We start from the raw sequence: 20312 nt of genomic DNA, 5'->3' as shown, positions 1-20312 counted from the left end.
GTTACAACAATTCTTTGTAGAATTCCAATAACTGCTCAGCTAAAGCTTTATTTGTATAATTGCTCATCGCTCTATGATAACCCCGATCGCCCAAATCGGCCGCCAACTCCTGCCGCTCCATCAATTTCTGCAAACACTCTCGCAAAACCCCTACATTCCCTTCTGGGAATAATAAACCCGCATCGCCGACGACGTGGGGAATTTCGCCGCAGTCGGAACCAATAACCGGAATGTGACAGGCCATCGCTTCAATTAAAACGTGACCGAATTGTTCTTTCCAGCCCACAGCGGTCAAAGTTTTGAATTTATAGCTGGTTTGCGAAGGCAATACCAAACAGTTCATTAAGTTAATGTAGGGGGGAATCTCTTCGTGGGAAACGCTTTCTACCCAGATTATTCGGTCGCTGATTCCCCATTCAATACATTTTTCAGCGAGGTGCGCCCGCAATTTTCCTTGTCCTACTAACAGCCACTTCCAAGGAAGTTTTTTCAACCCTGCCAAGGCTTCAGCTAAAGTTAACAGTCCTTTTTCTTCGACAAATCGCCCTACAAATCCTACAACAAAATCGGTCGGTTCAATGCCGAATCGGCGCGATAAATCAGCGTCTTTACCAGTGCGACAAAACAAAGTTTCATCTACTCCGAGTTGTGGCATTACTTTTACCGCACCTTGATAGCCCCGCTGCCGCAAAATTTTAGATCCATCTAGGTTTCCTGCAATAATTCCGTCGGTGTGCTGAAGATTGTAATTTTCTAATACTGAAACCGGCCAATTCAATTTATAAGGCAGGTTCCACCAAGTAAATAATATATTTTTTGCTTGCAGTCTTAGCAGTTTGTTTAGTAAGATTAACTGAGCGCAAGCAATAGATTTTGAACCTTGTTCAACTTGAATTATTTGGGGCTGGATTTTCTGCAAGAGTTCAATTATATCTGTACCAAAAGTTAGCAATCCTTGATTGTTTTGACTAAAGTTGGAGAGGGGAACTACTTTAAAAGATCCTTTTTGATAAAATTGGGTTTCTATAATTTTATTTTGTACGCCTCCGGGTTTCCAACGCTGCGGCACTACCAGTGTTACTTCAATATCGGGTTCTAGGTTGGCTAATATCTTGAATTTTTCCCGATTAATGTCCACAATATATGTGTGGCTGGCAACGAGAATTCTCATTTATTGGGAAGGGCGAATGGGGAATAGGTAATTATTGAGCGTTAATCTTGTCTTGATGGCTATAACTTTGTCCATCATTCCACAGAGATTGAATTACTGTATTTATAGCACTGAGAAAACCCAAGATATAAAAAGCAAATCTAGTTATAATTTTAATGGGGGAGCCACTTTTATAGCAAGGCGGATTTCCCAAAACGTGGCAGTCAAATAGTTTGGCAAAAAATCGCAGGCATTGAAAAGCTGTTAAATTTTTCAATCCCATTAGAAAATGATTGTGATAAAATGTGACTTGATATTCGATCGATCGCGTGCTGACATCGTGACACCCGCCGCTCTCTTCCCCCAAGTGAACTAAACACGCATTGGGATCGTACCAAATTTTCAGCCCCGTCGATCGCAATCTCAAACAAAAATCCGACTCCTCCCGCACCGCACTGCCTGCAAACCGCTCGTCAAACCTCAGCCCCCACTCGGCAAAAACCTGCCGGCGAAATGACATATTACAGCCTCTAGCCGAGAGTACCTGCTGCGGTTTGACTGTATGCACCAAATCGATAAAATACCAGGCAATCCCGGCATCCATAGCTTCTGAGGGCAAATATTCGATCGCCAAATTGCCTCCAGAATTATCCAGTTTCATTCTGTCAAAAACCCTGCCCGCCACACATCCCACATCCGGTTTTTCTAAATAGTTGTTAGCGTGAGCCGCCAAAAAACCCTCTGGCAACTGTACATCATCATCAATAAATAAAATAATCTCTCCAACTGCGCGCCGCACTGCATAATTTCGAGCAGCCGGCAAACTCGCCCAATCTACTCTAAACCAGCGAATTTGGCCAGCATTTGCCAATTGCTCTAAATAAACTTGAGTTTCCGATTCGTGGCTGCGAGTTTGATCGATTATTAGCACTTCAAAATTCGGGTAATTTTGCCGAATCGCATCAGCCAATGTCTCTCGCAGAGGTTGCTCGCGGTTGTAGGTGGGTATCACCACAGAAATCATCATCACACAATTGAGTGAAAATAAAGTTAAGGGCAGGCAGGATGCCTGCCCCCACTCGTTATTTTTGGAGAAGTTGATTAAAACTCGAAATGAATAGTTATAAATTTTGATTTATGAATTTTGAATCAAAGGATTTTAACTCAAAACTCAACACTCAAAATTCACAACTTTTAGCAAGTCCCCATTTCCATCAGATAGCTATGTGTTGCTGAACGGCTAAAACTAAATTTTCAGTCCAGAAGTTAGCCAATTCGGCGCTGGCAGCTTCCACCATAACTCGGATTAGCGGTTCGGTGCCCGAAGCGCGAACCAAAACCCGTCCCTGTTCGCCCATTGCTGTTGTAGCACGTTCGATCGCATTTTGCATTGCTTCGCACTCGTGCCATTTCAGGCGTTTTTCGCGATCGTCCACCCGAATATTTCGCAGCAACTGCGGATAAGTTTGGAAACTGCCACTTACCAATTGTGCCAAAGATTGCCCGGACTGGCGCACCAGCGAAGCCATATGTAAAGCTGTCAGCAAACCATCGCCACTGATACCGTAATGCGGACAAAGAATGTGTCCCGACTGTTCGCCGCCCAACATCGCACCAGTGCGCTGCATTTCAGCGTGAACGTACTGATCTCCGACGTTCGTTCTAGTTAGTTTGCCGCCCAATTCTTCCCAAGCTCGCTCGAAGCCGAGGTTAGCCATTACAGTAGAAATAATTAAATTGGATGGTAACTGTTCGGAGTCGCGCAACTGCCGACCCCACAGATAAAGAATGTAATCGCCGTCAATCGTTCGACCTTGGTTGTCAACACACAAAACTCGATCGGCATCGCCGTCAAAAGCAAATCCCAAATCAGCATTGTGTTCCAAAACAGCCGCTTGCAAACTGTCGAGATGAGTAGAACCGCAGTTAACATTAATACGAGATCCATCAGGAGAGTCGTGCAAACAGATCACATCCGCCCCCATTTGCGCGAACACCGCCGGCCCCAAACCCGCGGCCGCCCCCCAAGCCAAATCCAAAACTATCCGCATTCCCTCCAAATTCATCTCTTGCAGCGAATCACAGAGGGAAGTGGCATAGTCTTTAACCAACTCAGACCGATGGTAGTGGTGTCCCCAAGCCAAGCTAGCAATTGGAACCTTTGCCCCCCGGATTCCCGCTTCGATTTGTTCCTGCAACTGCTGCGACAGCTTGGAGCCGTTTGAGTCGAAAAATTTAATGCCGTTGTCTTCTGGGGGGTTGTGAGAAGCCGAAATCATCACTCCGCCGACCGACTCCGAAACGCTTGCCAGATAAGCAACGCAGGGAGTGGGACACAATCCCAAATTCCACACTTCCAAACCGGCGGCCGTCAAACCCGCTGACAGTGCCATTGCCAGCATATCGCTGGAATTCCTGCTGTCTTGTCCCAAAATCACAGGCCCCTGGTTGGGCGAATGTTGCCGCAGAACTTGTCCAGCCCAGAAGCCCACTTGCAGGGCTAGGGGTGCATTCAGCAATTCTCCAACTTTCCCGCGAATGCCGTCTGTGCCGAAGAGTTTGGTATTGGGCAGGGGGAGGCTATCTCCCATTAAAATCGTATCGCGTTTGACTGGCTGTACCGAGTTAGCCGCCGGAAACTCGCTGCCACGAGGGCGCGAAGGTGTCTGAACCATATTCACTCCTTTAGGAATATTCACACTCACACTTTGGGTTTATGTTACAACTGAAAGTCTTTATTTTCAGCCTAAACGGCATTTATTTCGTCAATTGCTGAGGCAACTTGCTCAGACAACCTACGCACAAAGCTTAACTTCATCGGAAAAATTTGTATTGTACCCAAGGGAAAAACTTTTAGTACCGGGGGCGCGCCCACGCCACGAAACCTGGTTTTTTTCTGTCTCCAGGCGTGACGCTGCTGCGGTTTGAGCCGATCAGCAACTGCGGGTATAGAAGGTTAATGCTGTATTGCCGTATACTTTGTGGCGGCAAATTTCTAGGCCGGAAATCGGTTGTGTCGATCGCTCCGGGCTGTGTTCGATCGCGATTTCGCCGTTTGGTGCTAGCATTTCTTGGCTGGCGATCGTGTTTAACACAGGTTCGTACAAGTCGCTGGCGTAGGGCGGATCGAAGTAAATGCGATCGAACTGCTGCCCCGCTAAGGTCGCCAATTTCGCCGTCGCGTTTCCCCGCAGTATTTGGAATGTTTGGGACGAGTCTGCTACTTGCTCCCAGTTTTCGCGGATAATCGCACAAGCTTTGGCCGACTGTTCGATGCCAATGACAGTCGCTGCTTGACGACACAAAGCTTCTGCACCCATCGAACCGCTGCCGGTACAAATGTCAAGCCATCTACAATCTGCGATCGTCCCTTGCCAAATATTAAATAAAGCTTCTCTGACTCGCGAAGGTGTAGGGCGAGTTGCGAGTCCCGGCAGGGTTTTGATTTGGCGGTTGCCACAGATTCTTAAAGTCATTTAGGAAGAAGGAAGTTCGGCAACGGATTATGTAACGGATGTAACGGATGTGAGGAAGAAGGAAGTTCGGCAACGAGCAATGTAAGGGATGTAACGGATGTCACGGATGTCAGGAAGAAGGAAGAAGACTTTTAAAAATGTCAAACCCGGTTTCGGCAATCTACCGGGTTTTTCAATATTCATGCCCGCTAAGCAGGTACTTTTTCCCTCACCAGACTGACAAAGTTTGACAGCATTTGCAATCCCGTACTCGAAGACTTTTCCGGGTGAAACTGCACCGCCATCAGATTGTCTTTAGCTATAGCTGCCGTCACGTTTTGACTGCCGTGACTCACCATTGCCGATCGCACTTCCAAATCCACCGGATCGACATAATAAGAATGCACGAAATAAACCCAAGGATCGGACGGTAAATTTTGCCACAACGACAAATTCTGCTGAGTAAATTGCAATTGATTCCATCCCATGTGGGGAATTGTCAAACCCGGTTCCGAGCGAAATCGGCGCACTTTTCCCGGAATAACGCCCAATCCCGGTTCTACGCCTTCTTCGGAACTTTCAAACAGAATTTGCAAACCCAAACAAATGCCTAAAAAAGGTTTTCCCGAGGCGATCGCACTTTTTATCGGTTCTATCAAATTGCGCGATCGTAAATTCTGCATTGCCGGGTCAAACGAACCAACTCCTGGCAAAACCACCGCATCAGCCTGCTCGATTATAGCAGGAGAATCTGTAATTTTTGGCACTGCACCCACATTTTCCAAGCCTTTACAGACTGAGTGCAGATTGCCCATGTCATAGTCCACTACTGCAATGACAGACATTGACTTACTTGCCTTATATTATCAATATCAGTATTATTGCACAAATATGACGGCGAAAATCCTGCTAACCTCATTTGATACTTGGCTTCCCCATCAGCAATCCAACTCTTCGGACGACTTATTAGCCAAGATTTCCCAAATCAAATCTTTGCCTGATTCCCTGACTTTTTTGCGGAAACTGCCAGTAGATTTTCAGCTAGCACCTAATTTAGCGATCGCCAAAATCAACCAACTCCAACCCGATACTATTATCTGCTGTGGCATGGCCGAAAGTCGGCAAAAATTAACCGTAGAATCTTGCGCTTGCTGCGATAGCGACATTCGGAAAACAGCAGTTAATCTCGAACCGCTAGTCGCTGATTTAGCTGCAACAGAAATCAGTCACGAAGCCGGAAAATTTGTTTGCGAAGCCCTGTATTATGCAGTTTTAAAACATATTTGCGATTCTCAAATAGCCGCTAAATGTATTTTCGTTCACGTACCAGTTTTAACTCCAGACAATGCTGACAGAATGGTCGATGATTTTTTATTAGTTATGCGACGCCTAACTCTCGCAAGTAAGAAATAGGTCGCTCTAATTCAACTTAAAAATTTGTTTAGTATTCAGAAACCCGGACTTTTAAAGCAACCGGGTTTCTCAGTGTTAGTTTTTTTTACTAACAACTGCCAACTGCCAAGTCATTAGCCGCCGTAATTCCAACCCGTGCTTTCTAGCAGCAACGGATTGCCTTCTCGGTGGACGCCTGCAGCCACAACTTCTCCCACATAAACCGTGTGATCCCCGTGTTCCACAGCACCGACAACTTTGCACTCGACGTAACCCAGAGAATCCGAGATAATCGGACAACCAGTTTCCGCGCCGGGATAAAATTCTACATCCTCAAATTTATTGCCAACGCGGCGCTGCTGCTTGAAGAATTTCTGGGCTAAGTCTTTCTGTTCTGCTTCTAGGAAACTCAAAGCAAAGACACCGCTAGCTTTGATCATGGCGTGGGATTTGGAGTCTTGCTTGACGCAGTTGACAACTAACGGAGGAGTAAAGGAAGATTGCATCACCCAGCTAGCGGTGAAACCGTTGACTTCCTCCCCGTCTTTGACACCGCAGATGTACAATCCGTGAGGGATTTTCCGCAAGATGGTCTTTTTAGCTTGTTCGTCTAGCACGGGCTTACCTGTTCGATCGATAATTCTACACCGCTCAGTTTACCAATGTCGGGCCCACAAACCCACCTGTCTTAAGGGCTATTCGCTAATATTGCCTTTTCCGATCCCAAACTTGACACCAGTTTTAAGTGAAAATTAACAACTCAAAACTATTATGAAACTCCATACTTTTTAAACCAATCTTGCATCCGTTTCCAACCATCCTCAGCTTCTTTTTTCCGGTAACTGGGGCGATAGTCGGCGTTAAAAGCGTGCGGCGCATCTGGATAAAGCACAATTTCGGAACCGCTGCTGCCAGTTTTGAGAACTTCCCGCATTTTCTCGACTGTATCGTTGGGAATTGACTGGTCTTTGCCCCCGTAAAGCCCCAATACGGGTACTTTCAAACTGGCTGCAATGTCGATCGGCTGTTTGGGAGTTAAATCCGTAGAATTGCCAACCACCCGCCCGTACCAAGCCACTCCAGCTTTGACTTTAGGGTTGTGGGAAGAGTACAGCCAAACAATTCTGCCACCCCAGCAAAATCCTGTAATTCCCAACTTATTAGTATTGCCTTTTCCTGACTTTTGTGCCCACTCTACGGTTGCATCTAAATCGGACATAACTTGAGCGTCAGGAACTTTCGAGACAACTTTACTAATAATTTCTTGAACCTCGGTGAGTTTAGAAACATCGCCTTGACGGGCAAACATTTCTGGGGCGATCGCTAAATAACCTAATTTTGCCAAACGGCGGCAAATATCTTGAAGGTGCGCGTGAACTCCGAAGATTTCTTGAATTACTAAAATTACGGGAAAATTGCTGCCGCTGGCGGGCATTGCTCTGTAGGCTGGAATTGAGCCGTCTTTTACGGGAATTTTTACCTCACCTGCAACTAAACCAGCAGCATCCGTATTGATAACGGCAGCCGCAATAGGATGAACTGCTAAGGTAAATCCGGCGCTTAATGCGGTGACAATGATAAATTGTCTGCGAGTTAAATCAGTCATGGCGATTTTAGATTTTAGATTTTAGATTTTAGATTGGGGAATTGGGAATTGGTAATTGGTAATTGGTTATTTCATAATTGCTCCTTATTCCCTCTTCCGACTTCCATGAGACTGACATCCGTTACATCCGTTACAGAATCCGTTGCCGAACTTTCTTCTTCCTGACATCCGTTACATCCGTTACAAAATCCGTTGCCGAACTTCCCTCGATGGTCGGAAAAGCCGATCGTGCTCTGGATGGTACAAGCGCGATCGCCCTTCTGCTGATTTTCCCAAGGCCGGACTAATAACGTACATTGTCGTTCTGATCAAATTATTTTCGCGCGTAGCAACGGCCATTTTGTCAAGGGGAACTAGCACAATTTTTTCATCCGGCCAGCCCAACCGATAACAAATCGCTACAGGCAAATCCGATGGGTAATGTTCCATCAATTTAGCTTGAGCTTGTTCGACATGGCGGGCGCTCAAATACAGGCACAAACTCGCTTGATGAGCCGCTAAACTCGCCAATTCTTCGCGTTCGGGTACTTCGGTTCTGCCGCTAATTCGCGTCAAAATAATTGTCTGCACAACTCCCGGAACTGTCAACTCAATTTTAAGTTTAGCCGCGGCAAGTTGGAAAGCGCTAATTCCCGGAATTACCTCAAAAGCAATTCCCTCCGAGGCCAAAGCTTGCATTTGTTCGCCGACGGCCCCGTAGAGACAGGGATCGCCCGAATGGAGGCGGACGACGCTTTTTCCGTCCTGCACTCGTTCCACCATCAAAGGTACAATCTCTTCGAGGGTCTTATCCGCAGTTTGGATCACTTCAGCATCCGCGCGCACCCCCTGCAAAATTTGCTTTGGGACTAAGGAATCAGCAAATAATATGACATCAGCCGCAGCCAGTAATTTTTGAGCCTTAACAGTCAACAAATCCGGGTCTCCCGGGCCTGCACCTACAATGTATACCCCTGGAATTAGGGCTTCAATCTCTGTGAAACTCATGGCTGCTAAAAAATTTGCTAAATTTACGGACGCTTCCGGATGTACCTATTTTAGTTGGAAGTAATAGATGGTAGATGCACCCTGGTTTTGAACCCTAGAGACTAACCTCTCTGGGGTTTTTTATTGATCCTCTGGCAATTTCGGAGCGATCTTTGCCCGATCGCTATTGGGGGAGACAACATCGGGTAAAGGTCGAGCGAGCAAATAAAGCCAAGCCAAACCGCCTAACCCTAAAACAATCCCAGTCAAGCTTACCATCTGTGCCGTCCGCAGCGGTCCGAACATCAAACTATCAGTCCGCAACCCTTCAATCCAGACTCTACCGGAACTGTAAGCTGCGATATAAACTAAAAACAAAGCACCAGTTTTTAATCGAATTTTGCCCTGCAAATCGCGGAAAAATAAAGTTAAAAGCAACCCAAAGACTGTCAGATTCCAGAGGGATTCGTAGAGAAATGTGGGGTGGAAGTATTCAAAATTAGCGTAGGCGAGCGGGCGGCTGTTTGGCGGAATATAGAGTTTCCAAGGCAAATCCGTAGGACTGCCAAAAGCTTCCGAGTTAAAGAAATTTCCCCAGCGTCCGATCGCCTGACCGAGAATTGCCGAGGGCGCGATTAAATCTGCCAATTGCCAAAAAGAAACTCGCTGAATTTTCGCAAAAATTAAAGCTGCGATCGTGCCGCCCAAAATCGCCCCGTGAATGGCAATTCCGCCTTTCCAAATCGCAATAATATCTTCAGGCCTCTGGGCGTATTGCTGCCACTCGAAAGCCACGTAATAAATTCGAGCGCAGGGAATAGCGCCCAGAACCAGCCAAATTGCCAAATCACCCAACAATTCCGGGTTGACGCGGCGTTTTTGAGCCAAGTATTGGGACAGACTGACCCCTATCAAGACGGCAGAAGCTATTAACAGCCCGTACCAGCGGATGGCTACGGGGCCAAGTTGAAAGATAATTGGGCCGGGCGATGTAAATTGAAACGCTAAGGGCAACGCAAGAATATTTAGCACCATAAAAGTTGCATTAATTGTGATGGAAAGCTGTCAAATTTGCACACCCTTTAACAAACTCCAGAGTTTATTTTAGGTGGGTGTGGTCATTTACACGCAATATTTGGGGAATTTTGCCAAAAATTAACTTTGTTGCGGACATTGGTGTCTGGAGTTTTCTTTGTGAGTCCACAATAAGAGCCCCCTAACCCCCTTTTTTAAGGGGGGAACCGGATTATTCTCAAATTCCCCCTGATTAAGAGGGATTTAGGGGGATCGAGACTTCACCTTTTTGAGGATTAACGGCAGCTTTGGTCGAGAAGTTTTAATATAGAGGGTGGCTTTAAATTTTCTGATGACCTATGTCTCCTACTTCCGTTTCTCAGGTGTACTCTTCTGGTAATTCCAAGGGCGCGAATCAGTCTCGCAAGACTGCTGCTTTGGCTGTTGAGTCGGGTAAAATTCCGCCCTTGCTGGGGGCTAGTTTGGCTGAGTTAACGGAGTGGGTGCAGCAAAATGGGCAACCTGCTTATCGGGGAAAGCAGTTGTATCAGTGGATTTACGAGAGAGGTGCGCGATCGATCTCTGACATTTCTGTATTCTCGAAACAGTGGCGCGAGACTGTTGCTAAAATCCCGATCGGGCGATCGACCATTCACTATCGATCGGTCGCACCAGACGCCACGGTAAAGTATCTCTTAAAATTGGCAGACGGTCAAATCATTGAAACAGTCGGCATTCCCACCGATAAACGGCTGACTGTCTGCGTCTCAGCCCAAGTTGGCTGCGCGATGGGCTGCGACTTTTGCGCTACCGGAAAAGGCGGTTTCAAGCGCAATTTAGAAAAACACGAAATCGTCGATCAAGTCTTGACAGTACAGCAAGATTTCGGCCGCCGAGTCAGCCACATCGTATTTATGGGAATGGGCGAACCCTTGCTGAATTTCGATAATGTTGTAGCTGCTGTCAAGTGTTTGAATCAAGACGTAGGAATTGGACAGCGAAACATCACCATTTCCACAGTCGGGATTCGCAATCGCATCAGCCAACTAGCTGAACATCAACTGCAAGTTACCCTCGCCGTCAGCCTCCACGCTTCCAATCAAAGATTGCGCGAAGAGTTAATTCCTAGCGCCCGCCCTTATCCTTTGGGTGAGTTAATCGCAGAATGTCGGGAATATGTGCGATCGACTGGACGCAGATTAAGTTTTGAATACGTACTTTTAGCAGGTGTGAATGACTTGCCGGAACACGCAGCCGAGTTAGCAACTCACTTGCGCGGTTTTCAGTGTCACGTCAATTTGATTCCTTACAATCCGATTCAGGAAGCTGAATATAAGCGACCTACTCCCAATCGAATTAACAGTTTCGTTGCGACTTTGAAGGAAAAGAAAATTGCAGTTAGCGTGCGGTATTCTCGCGGATTAGAAGCAGATGCAGCCTGCGGACAATTGCGGGCATCCGAGGTTTAGGATTGGATTTTTAACCGCTAAAAATTGTCCGAGGTACGTCAGAGTGCATTATTTTATCAATTATAGAGAAACTACATCCTGACGCACCCTACTATTTTAGCTACAAGCGTTTAACAAGTATCCACCGCAACTCTAACGGCGGTGTTTGTTGCACAGAAAATAAATCCCGCCCGCTAGCCCAACTGACAAACCAAGGTGTCGGGGGCCAAGCCGAGTCAGGCAAATGTTTTTGTTCGTATTCAATCACAGATTCATCAGAAATAATTTCTAACGGCAAACCCTCTATTGCTGCTTGCAATTCTTGTCTGGTAATCAGATAAGACCAACACAATTCAGACATTTGTTTTGCCATTTCATCGGGCTCGTACCCATCTACAGCTAAGAAAGAACTGAATAAGATAAACCCGCCGCTTAAAACAGCATCTGACATTTTGCCGAGGAAAAGACGAATTTGTTCGGGGTAGCGGAAATGAGAGAGAACTTCGGTAGCAATGGCTAATTTGTACCGATAAGTTTTCATCCTCAATAATGGGTCTAAAACGTCGCCTTGGGTGACATTTATCGGCAAGTTTTCGGCGGTTGCTGCTGCTGACAGCTTCTCGGCAAATATCGGTGTTAGTTCGATCGCATCCACGGAATGGCCTAACCTTGCTAAAGGCAAACTATTGCGCCCTGGGCCCGCACCAATATCTAAAATAGGTGCTTTTCCCGGTTCGCCTAATTCGGCGGCAATGGCGATGACTTTGGCATCGGGATGGCTGCCGAATAAAGGTTCGGGGCGAATATCCGGCCAGCTATGATATTTCTGGGCCATTGATTCGATTTGAATCTTGGTATTCAGAGTAATGCCACCGGCTAAACCGCTTTGAGAATTGGCGGGAAAATATGAGACTATTAGATTAGCGTGGGGGGAATTTTTGAATCCTTCTGCTAAGGCGTTGGCGATTAATGTTCGCAAGTTTTCGGCTTGGGCAGCGTCGATGTTTTGTCCGAGAATGTTTAAGAAGTCTGACAGTAATTTAAGATAGTCGTCTAGCATCGATGGCAAGCAAGGCAGATAGAATTCTCCCTTGAGGCCAATGCTCTTTTTGAGCCTTTCTTTGAGAATTAATTTCAGGCGATTGGAGTCTGTCAGCGGCGGGCCTGCTTCGGGTGATTCGCTGACGGGCAATGCGGGGATAGATGCAGCACTGGTGAGGTTTTTAGTCACAATATTTTCGATTAGATTCGGCAATAAGTGCGATCGCACCGAGCATAATCTTGTGCTCTTGCACCTGAATTCTCGCGTGCAGCGTTTCTGCGGTATCATCAGGCAATACGGGCACCGCAGCCTGCATTAAAATCGGCCCGCTGTCTACTTCTAAACGGGCGATATGCACCGTACATCCGGTGATTTTAACCTTGGCGGCCAGTGCTTGTTCGACGGCGCGAATTCCTGGGAAACTCGGCAGTAAGCTGGGGTGAATGTTAATAACGCGATCGGGAAAAGCATCCAACAAAACTTTGGTAACAATTCGCATCCAACCCGCCATAACTACCCATTCCACATCATATTCTTGGAAAGTTTTGACAATTTTTGTATCTAATTCTTCGCGGCTTTTGCAGTCGCGGTGATTGAGCAGAATCGAGGGAATGCCGTATTTTTCGGCTCGGGCTGCAGCTTTGGCTTTGGGGTTGTTGTAAATTAATACTGGGATTTTAGCGTTGAGTTGTTGGTTTTGGATGGCTTGGGCAATTACCTCGAAGTTGCTGCCGCTACCAGAGGCTAAAACTCCTAGTTTTAAGGGCGTGGCTATATTAGCCTTTCCCTCTATGAGTGCGAGAGGAATCGCGGGAGAAATTAAACAGTCTGTAGAATTAGTATGTGCTGCAATCATCAAAGTTTCACCGTGTTATCAAATAGGAACCTGTTGGGCATTCAAAATTGTCTGGAGCCTTATTTTTAGGAAGAATTGGTATTGGAGGTACAGTAGAGGGTTCATTTGTTGCGCAACTAATTGCAACGGTAGCTTGGATATCGTAGTCTTTATAATTGACTAAGAAAACGGCACTTGTGTAACTTTTTAATTCAGGTTTCTTAGCTTGTAGCGTCATAATTACATCTGCCGTAAAATTACTTTGAGATACAAATTGATAGCGGTAATTTTCTTCGTCTAACTTCATTCCGATACCGAGTTCCTCAAATGTTGAAGAAAATTTGTTATATTCGGCATAGAAAGCTTGTTGAGCCTTATTCGCTTGGCGAATATATTGCCCGCTTTCATATACTTGTACTTGTGGCGGAGTATCTGGTTCAAACGGATTAAATGTTTCTAATGTTTCTATTCTTGTGTTTTGAGGCAAAGTTGTAGCTGTGGAAACTTTTTCGAGAAGAAATTCACTTTTGGTAAAAGTAGTTGGTCTGGCTTCTCCTGACTCTATACCCCTTGACTCTACACGCATTTGACCGTTGGGAGTAAATTCAAAAATTGTCTGCAAAGTTTGGCCTTCACTATCAGTTATATCCATTTCCATCGGCTGCGAAGTCTGGTTGATTTTGTATGTAAATTCATAGACTGTTATCGGTTCAGTTAGAGATACAAAAGGAACTGATAAAGGGAGTAGAAATAACTTGCCTTCTTGTGTAAAAATTAGTGTTACCGGACTCTGGAATACGTATTGCAAATGCCAATGTCCTACTAATTGTTCGGTAACAGTTTTGGCGGTGGGAGTTGTTTGGGCGGGGACTGGGGCTCTCGGTGTGAGCGGTTGGGCGATCGCACTTATAGCAAACCTGCTCATAGAGAACAGGCAACAGCCAGCAATCAGCAATCTGGAAATATTTAAGTATGTTTTTTGCATAAATGTCAACCCTGACGTGCACAATCATTGTACCGCTTGCTGGCAGCGCTATTCTGCTCGATCGCTAAAAAACTCTTCCCTGAGAATCGAATAAATTTTTAGATCCCAATATCTGTCTTTCACAAATAGGTGCTGTCGCAATATCCCTTCCCTTTGCATCCCCACTTTTTCCATCACCCGAGCCGAAGCAATATTGTTAACCTCACATCGAGCCATAATTCGATTCAGCAACATCTCCCGAAAGCCGAATTCAATCACTGCATTAACAGCCTCGCTCATGTATCCTTCGCCCCAATACCTCCTAGAAAGTGCGTAGCCAATTTCCGCGCGGCTGTGCGTCATACTCCATTCCACAAATCCGCAAGTCCCGATAAACTTTTTCTCAGCTTTGTGGACAATTCCCCAATCTACAAGCTCTCGTCTTTTGTACATTTTAGTAAGTGACCTGAGAAAGTATTTAGTGTCTTCGAGCGAGGTGTGAGTTGACCACATTGTGTATTGTGATACTTCGGGGTTTGAGGCATACTCAAACATATCGCTGGCATCATTTAAAGTTATTTTTCGGAGCAGGAGCCTTTCAGTTTCTATAGTGGGTAAATGAGCTAATATATCGAGAAGGTTCATTTTGACATTGACCTATATTGTGATACCATTTAAAACTAAAAGCTAAAATTTACAAGCCAATGGTTCGGATTAAATTTGGGCGTTTTAACTGGTTGGATAATGATGCGATCGCAGCTTGGACTTTTCTGGCCCCGGCTTTGCTGTTTCTGGGTACTTTTTTGATTTGGCCGATCGCCTATTTATTTTACCTCAGCTTTACCAGCGGCAGCTTTACCCAGTCGGGAGTGCGTTGGATTGGCTTCAACAACTACTGGCGTCTAGTCACAAACCCGGATTTCTGGCAAATTATCCAAAATACGGTCTATTTTACTACTGCAACCGTCATTCCCAGTTTAGTGATTCCATTGGGCTTAGCAGTTTTGCTAAATCGCTCGTTTGCTTGGCGAGGAGCTCTCCGCACCGCTTATTTTATTCCTTCGATTACCTCTTTAGTTGCAGTGGGCTTGGGCTGGCGGTGGCTGTTTCAAACCGACGGCCCGGTGAATAATGCCCTAAGTGCGATCGGCTTAAATCCAATTCCTTGGCTTAGCAGCACAGTTTGGGCAATGCCAGTGATAATTCTGCTCAGTGTTTGGAAACAATTAGGCTTTAATATGGTAGTATTTTTAGCAGGATTGCAAGCAATTCCAGTAAATCGTTACGAAGCCGCAGAATTGGATGGAGCTAATGCTTGGCAGCAATTTTTGTACATCACTTTACCCGGTTTGCGACCGACTTTAGTATTTGCTACTGTCACTACTGCTATATTTACTCTGCGGAGTTTCGAGCAAGTTTACGTTATCACCGGCGGCGGCCCTTTGAACTCTACTAATTTGCTAGTTTATTATATTTACGAGCAAGCTTTTTCACAATTTGATTTTGGCTATGCAGCCGCAGCGGCAACTTTCCTGATGGCTGTAGCTTTGCTATTAGTCTATTTACAACTAAAAGTTTGGGGCGAAGATGCTTGATATCACGTCCAGTAGCATCCTTCGTGTATGGTTCGTGTATTGGCGGGGCGGGTTTACGAGATTGTTTGTTTTAGGCAATTATGGTGGGTAAAACCCGCCCATACGCGCAAATTATACAATTAACCATGCCCAATGCCCAATTACCAATTCCCAATTTTATATTCCATGTGTTCTGCTGTTTGTTCAGCTTGTGCTGTACCCAAAAGTTTGCCAACAACGTGCAAAGACATATCAATTCCCGCAGCAATTCCCCCAGAAGTGATGATTTTGCCGTTATCTACAAATCGTTGATTTTCGATAATAGTTGTGTTGGGAGCTAATTCTCTCAATAACTCCAATACTTGATGGTGTGTAGTTGCTGCCAAGCCTTCCAGCAAGCCAGCTTTTGCCAAAAGCAGCGAACCCGTACAGACAGAAAGCACTAATTCTGCTGTTCGCGCACAATCTTTTATCCAATTAATAACTGCTGAATTATCGATTAACTTTCTCGTACCTTGTCCTCCCGGTACAATTAAAATATCCGGTGGCGGACAGTCGGAAATGGTGCAGTCGGGATTTACGCTCAAACCATTGCGGGCGTTGACCGCACCGGGATGTTCGGCTACGGTAGAGACTGCAAAAGGTCGTGAAGCGAAGCTATCCCGAAGGGAATCGCCCTTACTTAATTCTGATGTCACCGAAAACACTTCAAAAGGGCCTGCAAAGTCCAGTACCTCGACATCATCGAACATTAAAATAGCTACGTTCCTAGTTGCCATAAGACATACTTCTGATAGAGGCCAAAATATCTGCGATTTGTTATCGTAGAACTGGTATAATTTAAATCATTAAAGCTATGCCGAAAAATATTCGCCATCGCGCCCTGAAACTATGTGTTTTGTGTCTGGCTTGCGCCCTAGCAATTGGTGTTGCGCCAAGTTTTACGCCCGCCCAATCCACAACTCAATTAGAATTTCGCATTATTCAATTAGAACGTCAAATTTCTGAACTCAGAGGACAAATCTACAGTTTTCAGAATCAAGGTTCTAGAGTTACCAGACCTCCGTCTCCTTCCGGTTCGGGTCGGACAAATGGTAGAATGCTGTCGGGAGACCCGCTGTTTGACAATTTAGCAACTTTGGCAATTGAAACTAAGCAAGATGTTATCAAAATTCAAGAGCGGTTGTCAAAGCTAGAATCGTCCAGAAATCGCTAGAGAAGTCATTAGTTAGAAGAAAGAGGGAAGAAGGAAGCCACGACACGGATTTTGACACGGATACAGGGATTAATTATTGAGCAAAAGTCGGAAGTTAGGAGTCAGAAGGAAGAGGGAAAAAGTCAGTAGTCATTAGTTAGAAGAATGAAGTCATATTCTCGCCAACTCCAAACTCCAAACTGTCCCCCTCTCCATCTCTCCCACTCTCCGACGTTGAGGTCGAGAAAAGCAGGGTCTGCTAAAAGTTAACTTGCAGAACTATTCAATGATATGGAAATAAAAGGCTGCAACCACAAAATTGATTGCTAACAGCAAGAGAAACCAGCCTGCGCGAAATGGGTAAGGGAATTTGCCCGTTTTCATCACGGAGTCGGATTTTAATTGGTTCTTCGCTATCTCTGGCATAGGTAAAGCTCCTAATTGATAATGTCACTCTATTTACAAATAGCAGAGAGCGTCGCACTTATGCACAATCCTCTAGAGTTATTTTTTGTAACAAGGAGTTTATACCGAGTTGAATTCAAATTAGTTTCAATCGCTCTCTCCGGCGTGGTAGGAACTGCGGACTAGAGGCCCCGATCGCACGCGCTCAAACCCCATCTCCCGGGCGATCGACCCGAAACGGTCAAATTCGGCTGGCGTCCAGTATTTACGAACTGGGAGGTGATCTAGAGATGGTCTCATGTATTGACCGAGGGTGAGCCGATCGCACTTCGCATCCCGCAAATCTCTCATCGCTTCGACTATCTCGGCTTCGGTTTCCCCGTGTCCCAACATCAAACCGGATTTGGTGGGAATAGTTGGGTCATATTGCTTAACAATACGCAGAACATCGATCGAGCGATCGTACTTCGCCCCCCTCCGCACCGGCCCTTGCAACCGACGCACCGTCTCAATATTGTGGTTGTAACAAGCCGGTTTAGCCTCCACCACCGTGCGAATCCGCTGGCGCTGCAACTCATCGAGTCCTGAATTCTCCCCCTCGGGAGCGGGCACGGGGGCACCGCCCCTACCCGTTCCCCCCCAAAAATCCGGCGTCAGTACCTCAACTTCAGTATGTGGGTTAAGAAGGCGGATTTGGGCGATCGTCCTGGCAAACCAACCCGCACCCCCATCCGGCAAATCATCCCTCGCCACCGAAGTCAGCACCGCATAGCGCAAACCCAACAACTGCACAGCCTCCGCCACCTTTTGCGGTTCCTCCGGGTCTAGCGGCATCGGAGAATGACCTTTATCTACTTGACAAAAAGCACAAGCGCGGGTGCAAGTCGGCCCCATCAACAAAAAAGTCGCCGTTTTTTGCGCGTAGCACTCGCCCCTGTTGGGGCATCTCCCCTCCTCACAAATCGTGTGAATTTGCCGCTGTTTGATAATTTTTTGCACTTGGGAAAGTTCGCTAGCTTTGCCAACGGGTCTACGCAACCATTCCGGCATCGCCTCGATTTCACCCCGCATTTGGGCGGCAACTGCTTTGACAGTAAGAGTTTTAGGAGTTTGGGGCGACATAAAATTAAGTGGCGATTGAGTTAATTCCTTCGATCGTATCCGAAATCAAAGCCCCTGAACTTGTAGGAGTATCACCCGAAATCAGGATCGCGCCGAGGTGCAACAAAACTAAACTCGCCCAGAATTATGGGTAGAATTCTGTTAGGGATATACTGAAGGTTGCAAATCATCACTCATTCATTACTGAAGGAGTCAGTCGTGGCTGGTCAAAAAATCTTGGTAATCGATGACAGTAAAGTCATCCGCGTCCGAGTCCGAGAGATGTTGCCTCAGGGTAACTTTGAAGTTCTAGAAGCAAAAGACGGCGAAGAGGGACTCAAACTGATCCGTCAAGCCCGGCCAAATCTAATTATGTTAGATTTCCTACTGCCCAAAGTCAGCGGTTGGGAAGTGTATCAAAAAGTGCAAGCCCATCCTGAGCTTTCTAAGATACCTTTGGTGATCATGTCGGGCCGCGAAGAAGAGGTGATGGAAAAAATTCCGAAACCCTTTGAGAAGCATTTTTTTGCATTCATCGCCAAACCCTTTGAGAAGAAGCAGCTAACCGAGGCAATCAAATCGGCGATGGTACTGGCCAAAAAGAAACCAGTGCCGGAAGCCCCAGCCGCCGCCGCTGCACCCACTTCCGGAGCGGGCGCCGCCGAAATTCAGGCGATGACTGCGAAAATGGCGAAAATGCAAGCGGAAATTGATGCACTCAAAAAACAAATGACTCAGGTGATTACGATCATCAAGCAGAAATTGAAATAATTCTGCTGTTTTTTGAAGGCACTTATGTAGAAGGAAACTTCCACACCGTGAAACTTTCAGTTGAGTCTCAAAGGCTGCGATTTTATCTGCATTTTTTTGCCAAATTGTTGGAGCGAGTGCGATCGCCAACAGCCTGCAACTGGTTTCTAAAAATCCCAGTGAGAAAATCAATTAAAAGTTAAAAATAAAACAAGGGAGGAAATTAATTATTAATTAATATTAGGATTTTTAATTCCCGCTCGTTCCACACTCAATTATTAACTCCTCAGTCTCATTTTTTTGGTTAATGACTAACGACTATTCCGATTTTTTGCCTCAACTGCGTGCCTCAACAGAGCAATTATTGAAAAGATTAGACTGCTTCGATCAAGCGCAGGTATTAGCGATCGGAGATTTGACCTTGGACGAGTTTCTTACCGGACAAGTAGAGCGAATTTCCCGCGAAGCACCTGTGTTGATTTTGCGCTACGAAAATACTCAGCAAGTACCCGGAGGTGGCGCAAATGCGGTCTATAATTTAGCCAAACTGGGAGGCAAAGTAAAAGTTGCTGGTTTGGTGGGAAAAGACGACCAGGGAAAGGCTTTGTGCGGTATTTTTGAGGCGGCGGGAATTGATACGGGTGGGATTTTAATCGATTCGCAGCGTCCAACTGTCACCAAAACTCGAATTTCCGGACACGCGCGGCAGTCGGTGACTCAGCAAATTGTCCGAGTCGATCGCAAATCGGACGAGTTGCCGGATTTAGATTTGCAGTTGCAACTGGCAGACTACATCCGGCAGCAAATACCGACAGTAGATGCAGTGGTTTGTTCCGACTACGGCGACGGAGTTTTGACGAATTTGGCGATCGAATCGGCAGTGGTTCCCGGCAAAACAATAGTAGACGCTCAAACAAATTTGCAGCGATATTCTGGAGCAATGTTATTTACTCCGAACTTGCCCGAAGCCGAGCAAGCCGTCGGATATGCTATCAAAAACCCTGAAACTTTAATGCAAGCAGGACGGGATTTGTTGAACTTAACTCAAGCTCAAAAAATCCTGATTACTCGCGGCGAAGAAGGGATGACTTTGTTTGAAAGGGCGATCGGCGAAGAAATCAAAAATTCACCCCCTCCAACATCCATTTGTGAAAAGGGGGAATTTGCAATTCAAAGTTGGGACATTCCCCCTTTTAACAAGACTGATGTATTCGACGTAACCGGTGCTGGAGATACAGTGGTAGCAGCAATGACTTTAGCTTTGTGCGTCGGTGCATCCGGTTGGGAAGCGGCAGTTTTGGGAAATTTAGCGGCTAGCATTGTCGTGCGTCAATTCGGTACGGCAACGACGACTGTAGACGAAATGAAAGAAGCTTTGAAAGCAATGATTGATTACTAATTATTGGTAATGGGGA

The 20312-nt window shown here is 46.0% G+C and carries 22 protein-coding genes; 6 read left to right on the top strand and 16 right to left on the bottom strand.

What is annotated here, in order from left to right; translation table 11 throughout:
* Nucleotide 1: 1 nt before the first annotated feature.
* The 5 genes from hpsO to hisH form a co-directional block, all read right to left on the bottom strand.
* On the bottom strand, nucleotides 2–1171 hold the full coding sequence (hpsO, locus tag QUA25_RS17110) for a hormogonium polysaccharide biosynthesis glycosyltransferase HpsO (RefSeq protein ID WP_333039828.1): 1170 nt from the start codon (nucleotides 1169–1171) through the stop codon (nucleotides 2–4).
* A gap of 31 nt (nucleotides 1172–1202) precedes the next feature.
* Complete coding sequence (hpsN, locus tag QUA25_RS17105; RefSeq protein ID WP_333039891.1) at nucleotides 1203–2177, bottom strand: hormogonium polysaccharide biosynthesis glycosyltransferase HpsN; 975 nt, start codon at nucleotides 2175–2177, stop codon at nucleotides 1203–1205.
* A 187-nt stretch (nucleotides 2178–2364) separates the two neighbouring features.
* Nucleotides 2365–3825, bottom strand: coding sequence for a phosphoglucosamine mutase (gene glmM / locus QUA25_RS17100; protein ID WP_333039826.1), 1461 nt, complete (start codon nucleotides 3823–3825; stop codon nucleotides 2365–2367).
* Nucleotides 3826–4083: 258 nt separating this feature from the next.
* Nucleotides 4084–4626, bottom strand: a complete 543-nt coding sequence (gene rsmD / locus QUA25_RS17095) for a 16S rRNA (guanine(966)-N(2))-methyltransferase RsmD (RefSeq protein ID WP_333039824.1) — start codon at nucleotides 4624–4626, stop codon at nucleotides 4084–4086.
* 188 nt (nucleotides 4627–4814) lie between these two features.
* Entirely contained in the window at nucleotides 4815–5450 is a 636-nt protein-coding gene (hisH, locus tag QUA25_RS17090; RefSeq protein WP_333039822.1) for an imidazole glycerol phosphate synthase subunit HisH, read from the bottom strand.
* Here hisH and QUA25_RS17085 point away from each other — a divergent pair.
* Nucleotides 5440–6018: a pyroglutamyl-peptidase I family protein gene (locus tag QUA25_RS17085; protein ID WP_445242228.1), complete on the top strand. Its 579-nt coding sequence runs from the start codon at nucleotides 5440–5442 to the stop codon at nucleotides 6016–6018. The two genes, hisH and QUA25_RS17085, sit on opposite strands and share 11 nt — an antisense overlap.
* A 113-nt stretch (nucleotides 6019–6131) precedes the next feature.
* Here QUA25_RS17085 and QUA25_RS17080 read toward each other — a convergent pair whose 3' ends face one another.
* The 4 genes from QUA25_RS17080 to lgt all read right to left on the bottom strand — a co-directional run bounded on the left by QUA25_RS17080 (nucleotide 6132) and on the right by lgt (nucleotide 9604).
* Nucleotides 6132–6614: a flavin reductase family protein gene (locus QUA25_RS17080; protein ID WP_333039820.1), complete on the bottom strand. Its 483-nt coding sequence runs from the start codon at nucleotides 6612–6614 to the stop codon at nucleotides 6132–6134.
* Between the two features lie 152 nt (nucleotides 6615–6766).
* Complete coding sequence (locus QUA25_RS17075; protein WP_333039819.1) at nucleotides 6767–7603, bottom strand: dienelactone hydrolase family protein; 837 nt, start codon at nucleotides 7601–7603, stop codon at nucleotides 6767–6769.
* A gap of 180 nt (nucleotides 7604–7783) precedes the next feature.
* A complete protein-coding gene (gene cobM / locus QUA25_RS17070; RefSeq protein ID WP_333039818.1) occupies nucleotides 7784–8590 on the bottom strand; it encodes a precorrin-4 C(11)-methyltransferase in 807 nt (268 codons plus the stop codon).
* Nucleotides 8591–8710: 120 nt separating this feature from the next.
* Nucleotides 8711–9604: a prolipoprotein diacylglyceryl transferase gene (lgt, locus tag QUA25_RS17065; RefSeq protein ID WP_333039816.1), complete on the bottom strand. Its 894-nt coding sequence runs from the start codon at nucleotides 9602–9604 to the stop codon at nucleotides 8711–8713.
* A 338-nt stretch (nucleotides 9605–9942) separates the two neighbouring features.
* Here lgt and rlmN point away from each other — a divergent pair, with 338 nt between their 5' ends.
* A complete protein-coding gene (gene rlmN / locus QUA25_RS17060; protein WP_333039813.1) occupies nucleotides 9943–11052 on the top strand; it encodes a 23S rRNA (adenine(2503)-C(2))-methyltransferase RlmN in 1110 nt (369 codons plus the stop codon).
* Nucleotides 11053–11152: 100 nt separating this feature from the next.
* Here the strand turns inward: rlmN and QUA25_RS17055 are convergent, their stop codons facing one another.
* The 4 genes from QUA25_RS17055 to QUA25_RS17040 are packed head-to-tail and all read right to left on the bottom strand — an operon-like array spanning nucleotide 11153 to nucleotide 14517.
* The gene (locus QUA25_RS17055) at nucleotides 11153–12262 is read right to left on the bottom strand and encodes a class I SAM-dependent methyltransferase (protein ID WP_333039811.1); all 1110 of its coding nucleotides are present in this window, start codon (nucleotides 12260–12262) and stop codon (nucleotides 11153–11155) included.
* On the bottom strand, nucleotides 12255–12929 hold the full coding sequence (gene purN, locus QUA25_RS17050) for a phosphoribosylglycinamide formyltransferase (protein ID WP_333039808.1): 675 nt from the start codon (nucleotides 12927–12929) through the stop codon (nucleotides 12255–12257). The genes QUA25_RS17055 and purN overlap by 8 nt, the downstream gene beginning before the upstream one ends.
* A 7-nt stretch (nucleotides 12930–12936) precedes the next feature.
* Nucleotides 12937–13893, bottom strand: coding sequence for a type IV pilin-like G/H family protein (locus QUA25_RS17045; RefSeq protein ID WP_333039807.1), 957 nt, complete (start codon nucleotides 13891–13893; stop codon nucleotides 12937–12939).
* 48 nt (nucleotides 13894–13941) lie between these two features.
* The gene (locus tag QUA25_RS17040; RefSeq protein WP_333039805.1) at nucleotides 13942–14517 is read right to left on the bottom strand and encodes a GNAT family protein; all 576 of its coding nucleotides are present in this window, start codon (nucleotides 14515–14517) and stop codon (nucleotides 13942–13944) included.
* A gap of 59 nt (nucleotides 14518–14576) precedes the next feature.
* Between QUA25_RS17040 and QUA25_RS17035 the strand changes: the two genes are divergently transcribed.
* A complete protein-coding gene (locus QUA25_RS17035) occupies nucleotides 14577–15467 on the top strand; it encodes a sugar ABC transporter permease (RefSeq protein ID WP_333039804.1) in 891 nt (296 codons plus the stop codon).
* Nucleotides 15468–15607: 140 nt separating this feature from the next.
* Here QUA25_RS17035 and QUA25_RS17030 read toward each other — a convergent pair whose 3' ends face one another.
* The gene (locus QUA25_RS17030; RefSeq protein ID WP_333039802.1) at nucleotides 15608–16225 is read right to left on the bottom strand and encodes a DJ-1/PfpI family protein; all 618 of its coding nucleotides are present in this window, start codon (nucleotides 16223–16225) and stop codon (nucleotides 15608–15610) included.
* Between the two features lie 77 nt (nucleotides 16226–16302).
* Between QUA25_RS17030 and QUA25_RS17025 the strand changes: the two genes are divergently transcribed.
* On the top strand, nucleotides 16303–16662 hold the full coding sequence (locus QUA25_RS17025; RefSeq protein ID WP_333039800.1) for a hypothetical protein: 360 nt from the start codon (nucleotides 16303–16305) through the stop codon (nucleotides 16660–16662).
* A 258-nt stretch (nucleotides 16663–16920) separates the two neighbouring features.
* Here the strand turns inward: QUA25_RS17025 and psaX are convergent, their stop codons facing one another.
* Nucleotides 16921–17025: a photosystem I protein PsaX gene (gene psaX, locus QUA25_RS17020; protein WP_333039887.1), complete on the bottom strand. Its 105-nt coding sequence runs from the start codon at nucleotides 17023–17025 to the stop codon at nucleotides 16921–16923.
* 168 nt (nucleotides 17026–17193) lie between these two features.
* Nucleotides 17194–18168, bottom strand: a complete 975-nt coding sequence (locus QUA25_RS17015) for a lipoyl synthase (protein ID WP_333039798.1) — start codon at nucleotides 18166–18168, stop codon at nucleotides 17194–17196.
* A 198-nt stretch (nucleotides 18169–18366) separates the two neighbouring features.
* On the opposite strand from QUA25_RS17015, the gene QUA25_RS17010 reads away from it, so the two are divergent.
* Both QUA25_RS17010 and QUA25_RS17005 read left to right on the top strand, forming a co-directional pair.
* Nucleotides 18367–18918, top strand: coding sequence for a response regulator (locus QUA25_RS17010; protein WP_006635176.1), 552 nt, complete (start codon nucleotides 18367–18369; stop codon nucleotides 18916–18918).
* 286 nt (nucleotides 18919–19204) lie between these two features.
* The gene (locus tag QUA25_RS17005) at nucleotides 19205–20296 is read left to right on the top strand and encodes a PfkB family carbohydrate kinase (protein WP_333039796.1); all 1092 of its coding nucleotides are present in this window, start codon (nucleotides 19205–19207) and stop codon (nucleotides 20294–20296) included.
* The last annotated feature ends 16 nt before the right edge of the window (nucleotides 20297–20312 follow it).

This window comes from Microcoleus sp. Pol17C6 (assembly GCF_036701145.1).
Classification (GTDB): domain Bacteria; phylum Cyanobacteriota; class Cyanobacteriia; order Cyanobacteriales; family Microcoleaceae; genus Microcoleus.
Note: the sequence above shows the minus strand (reverse complement) of the source record. Positions and strands in the feature narration are given on the sequence as shown.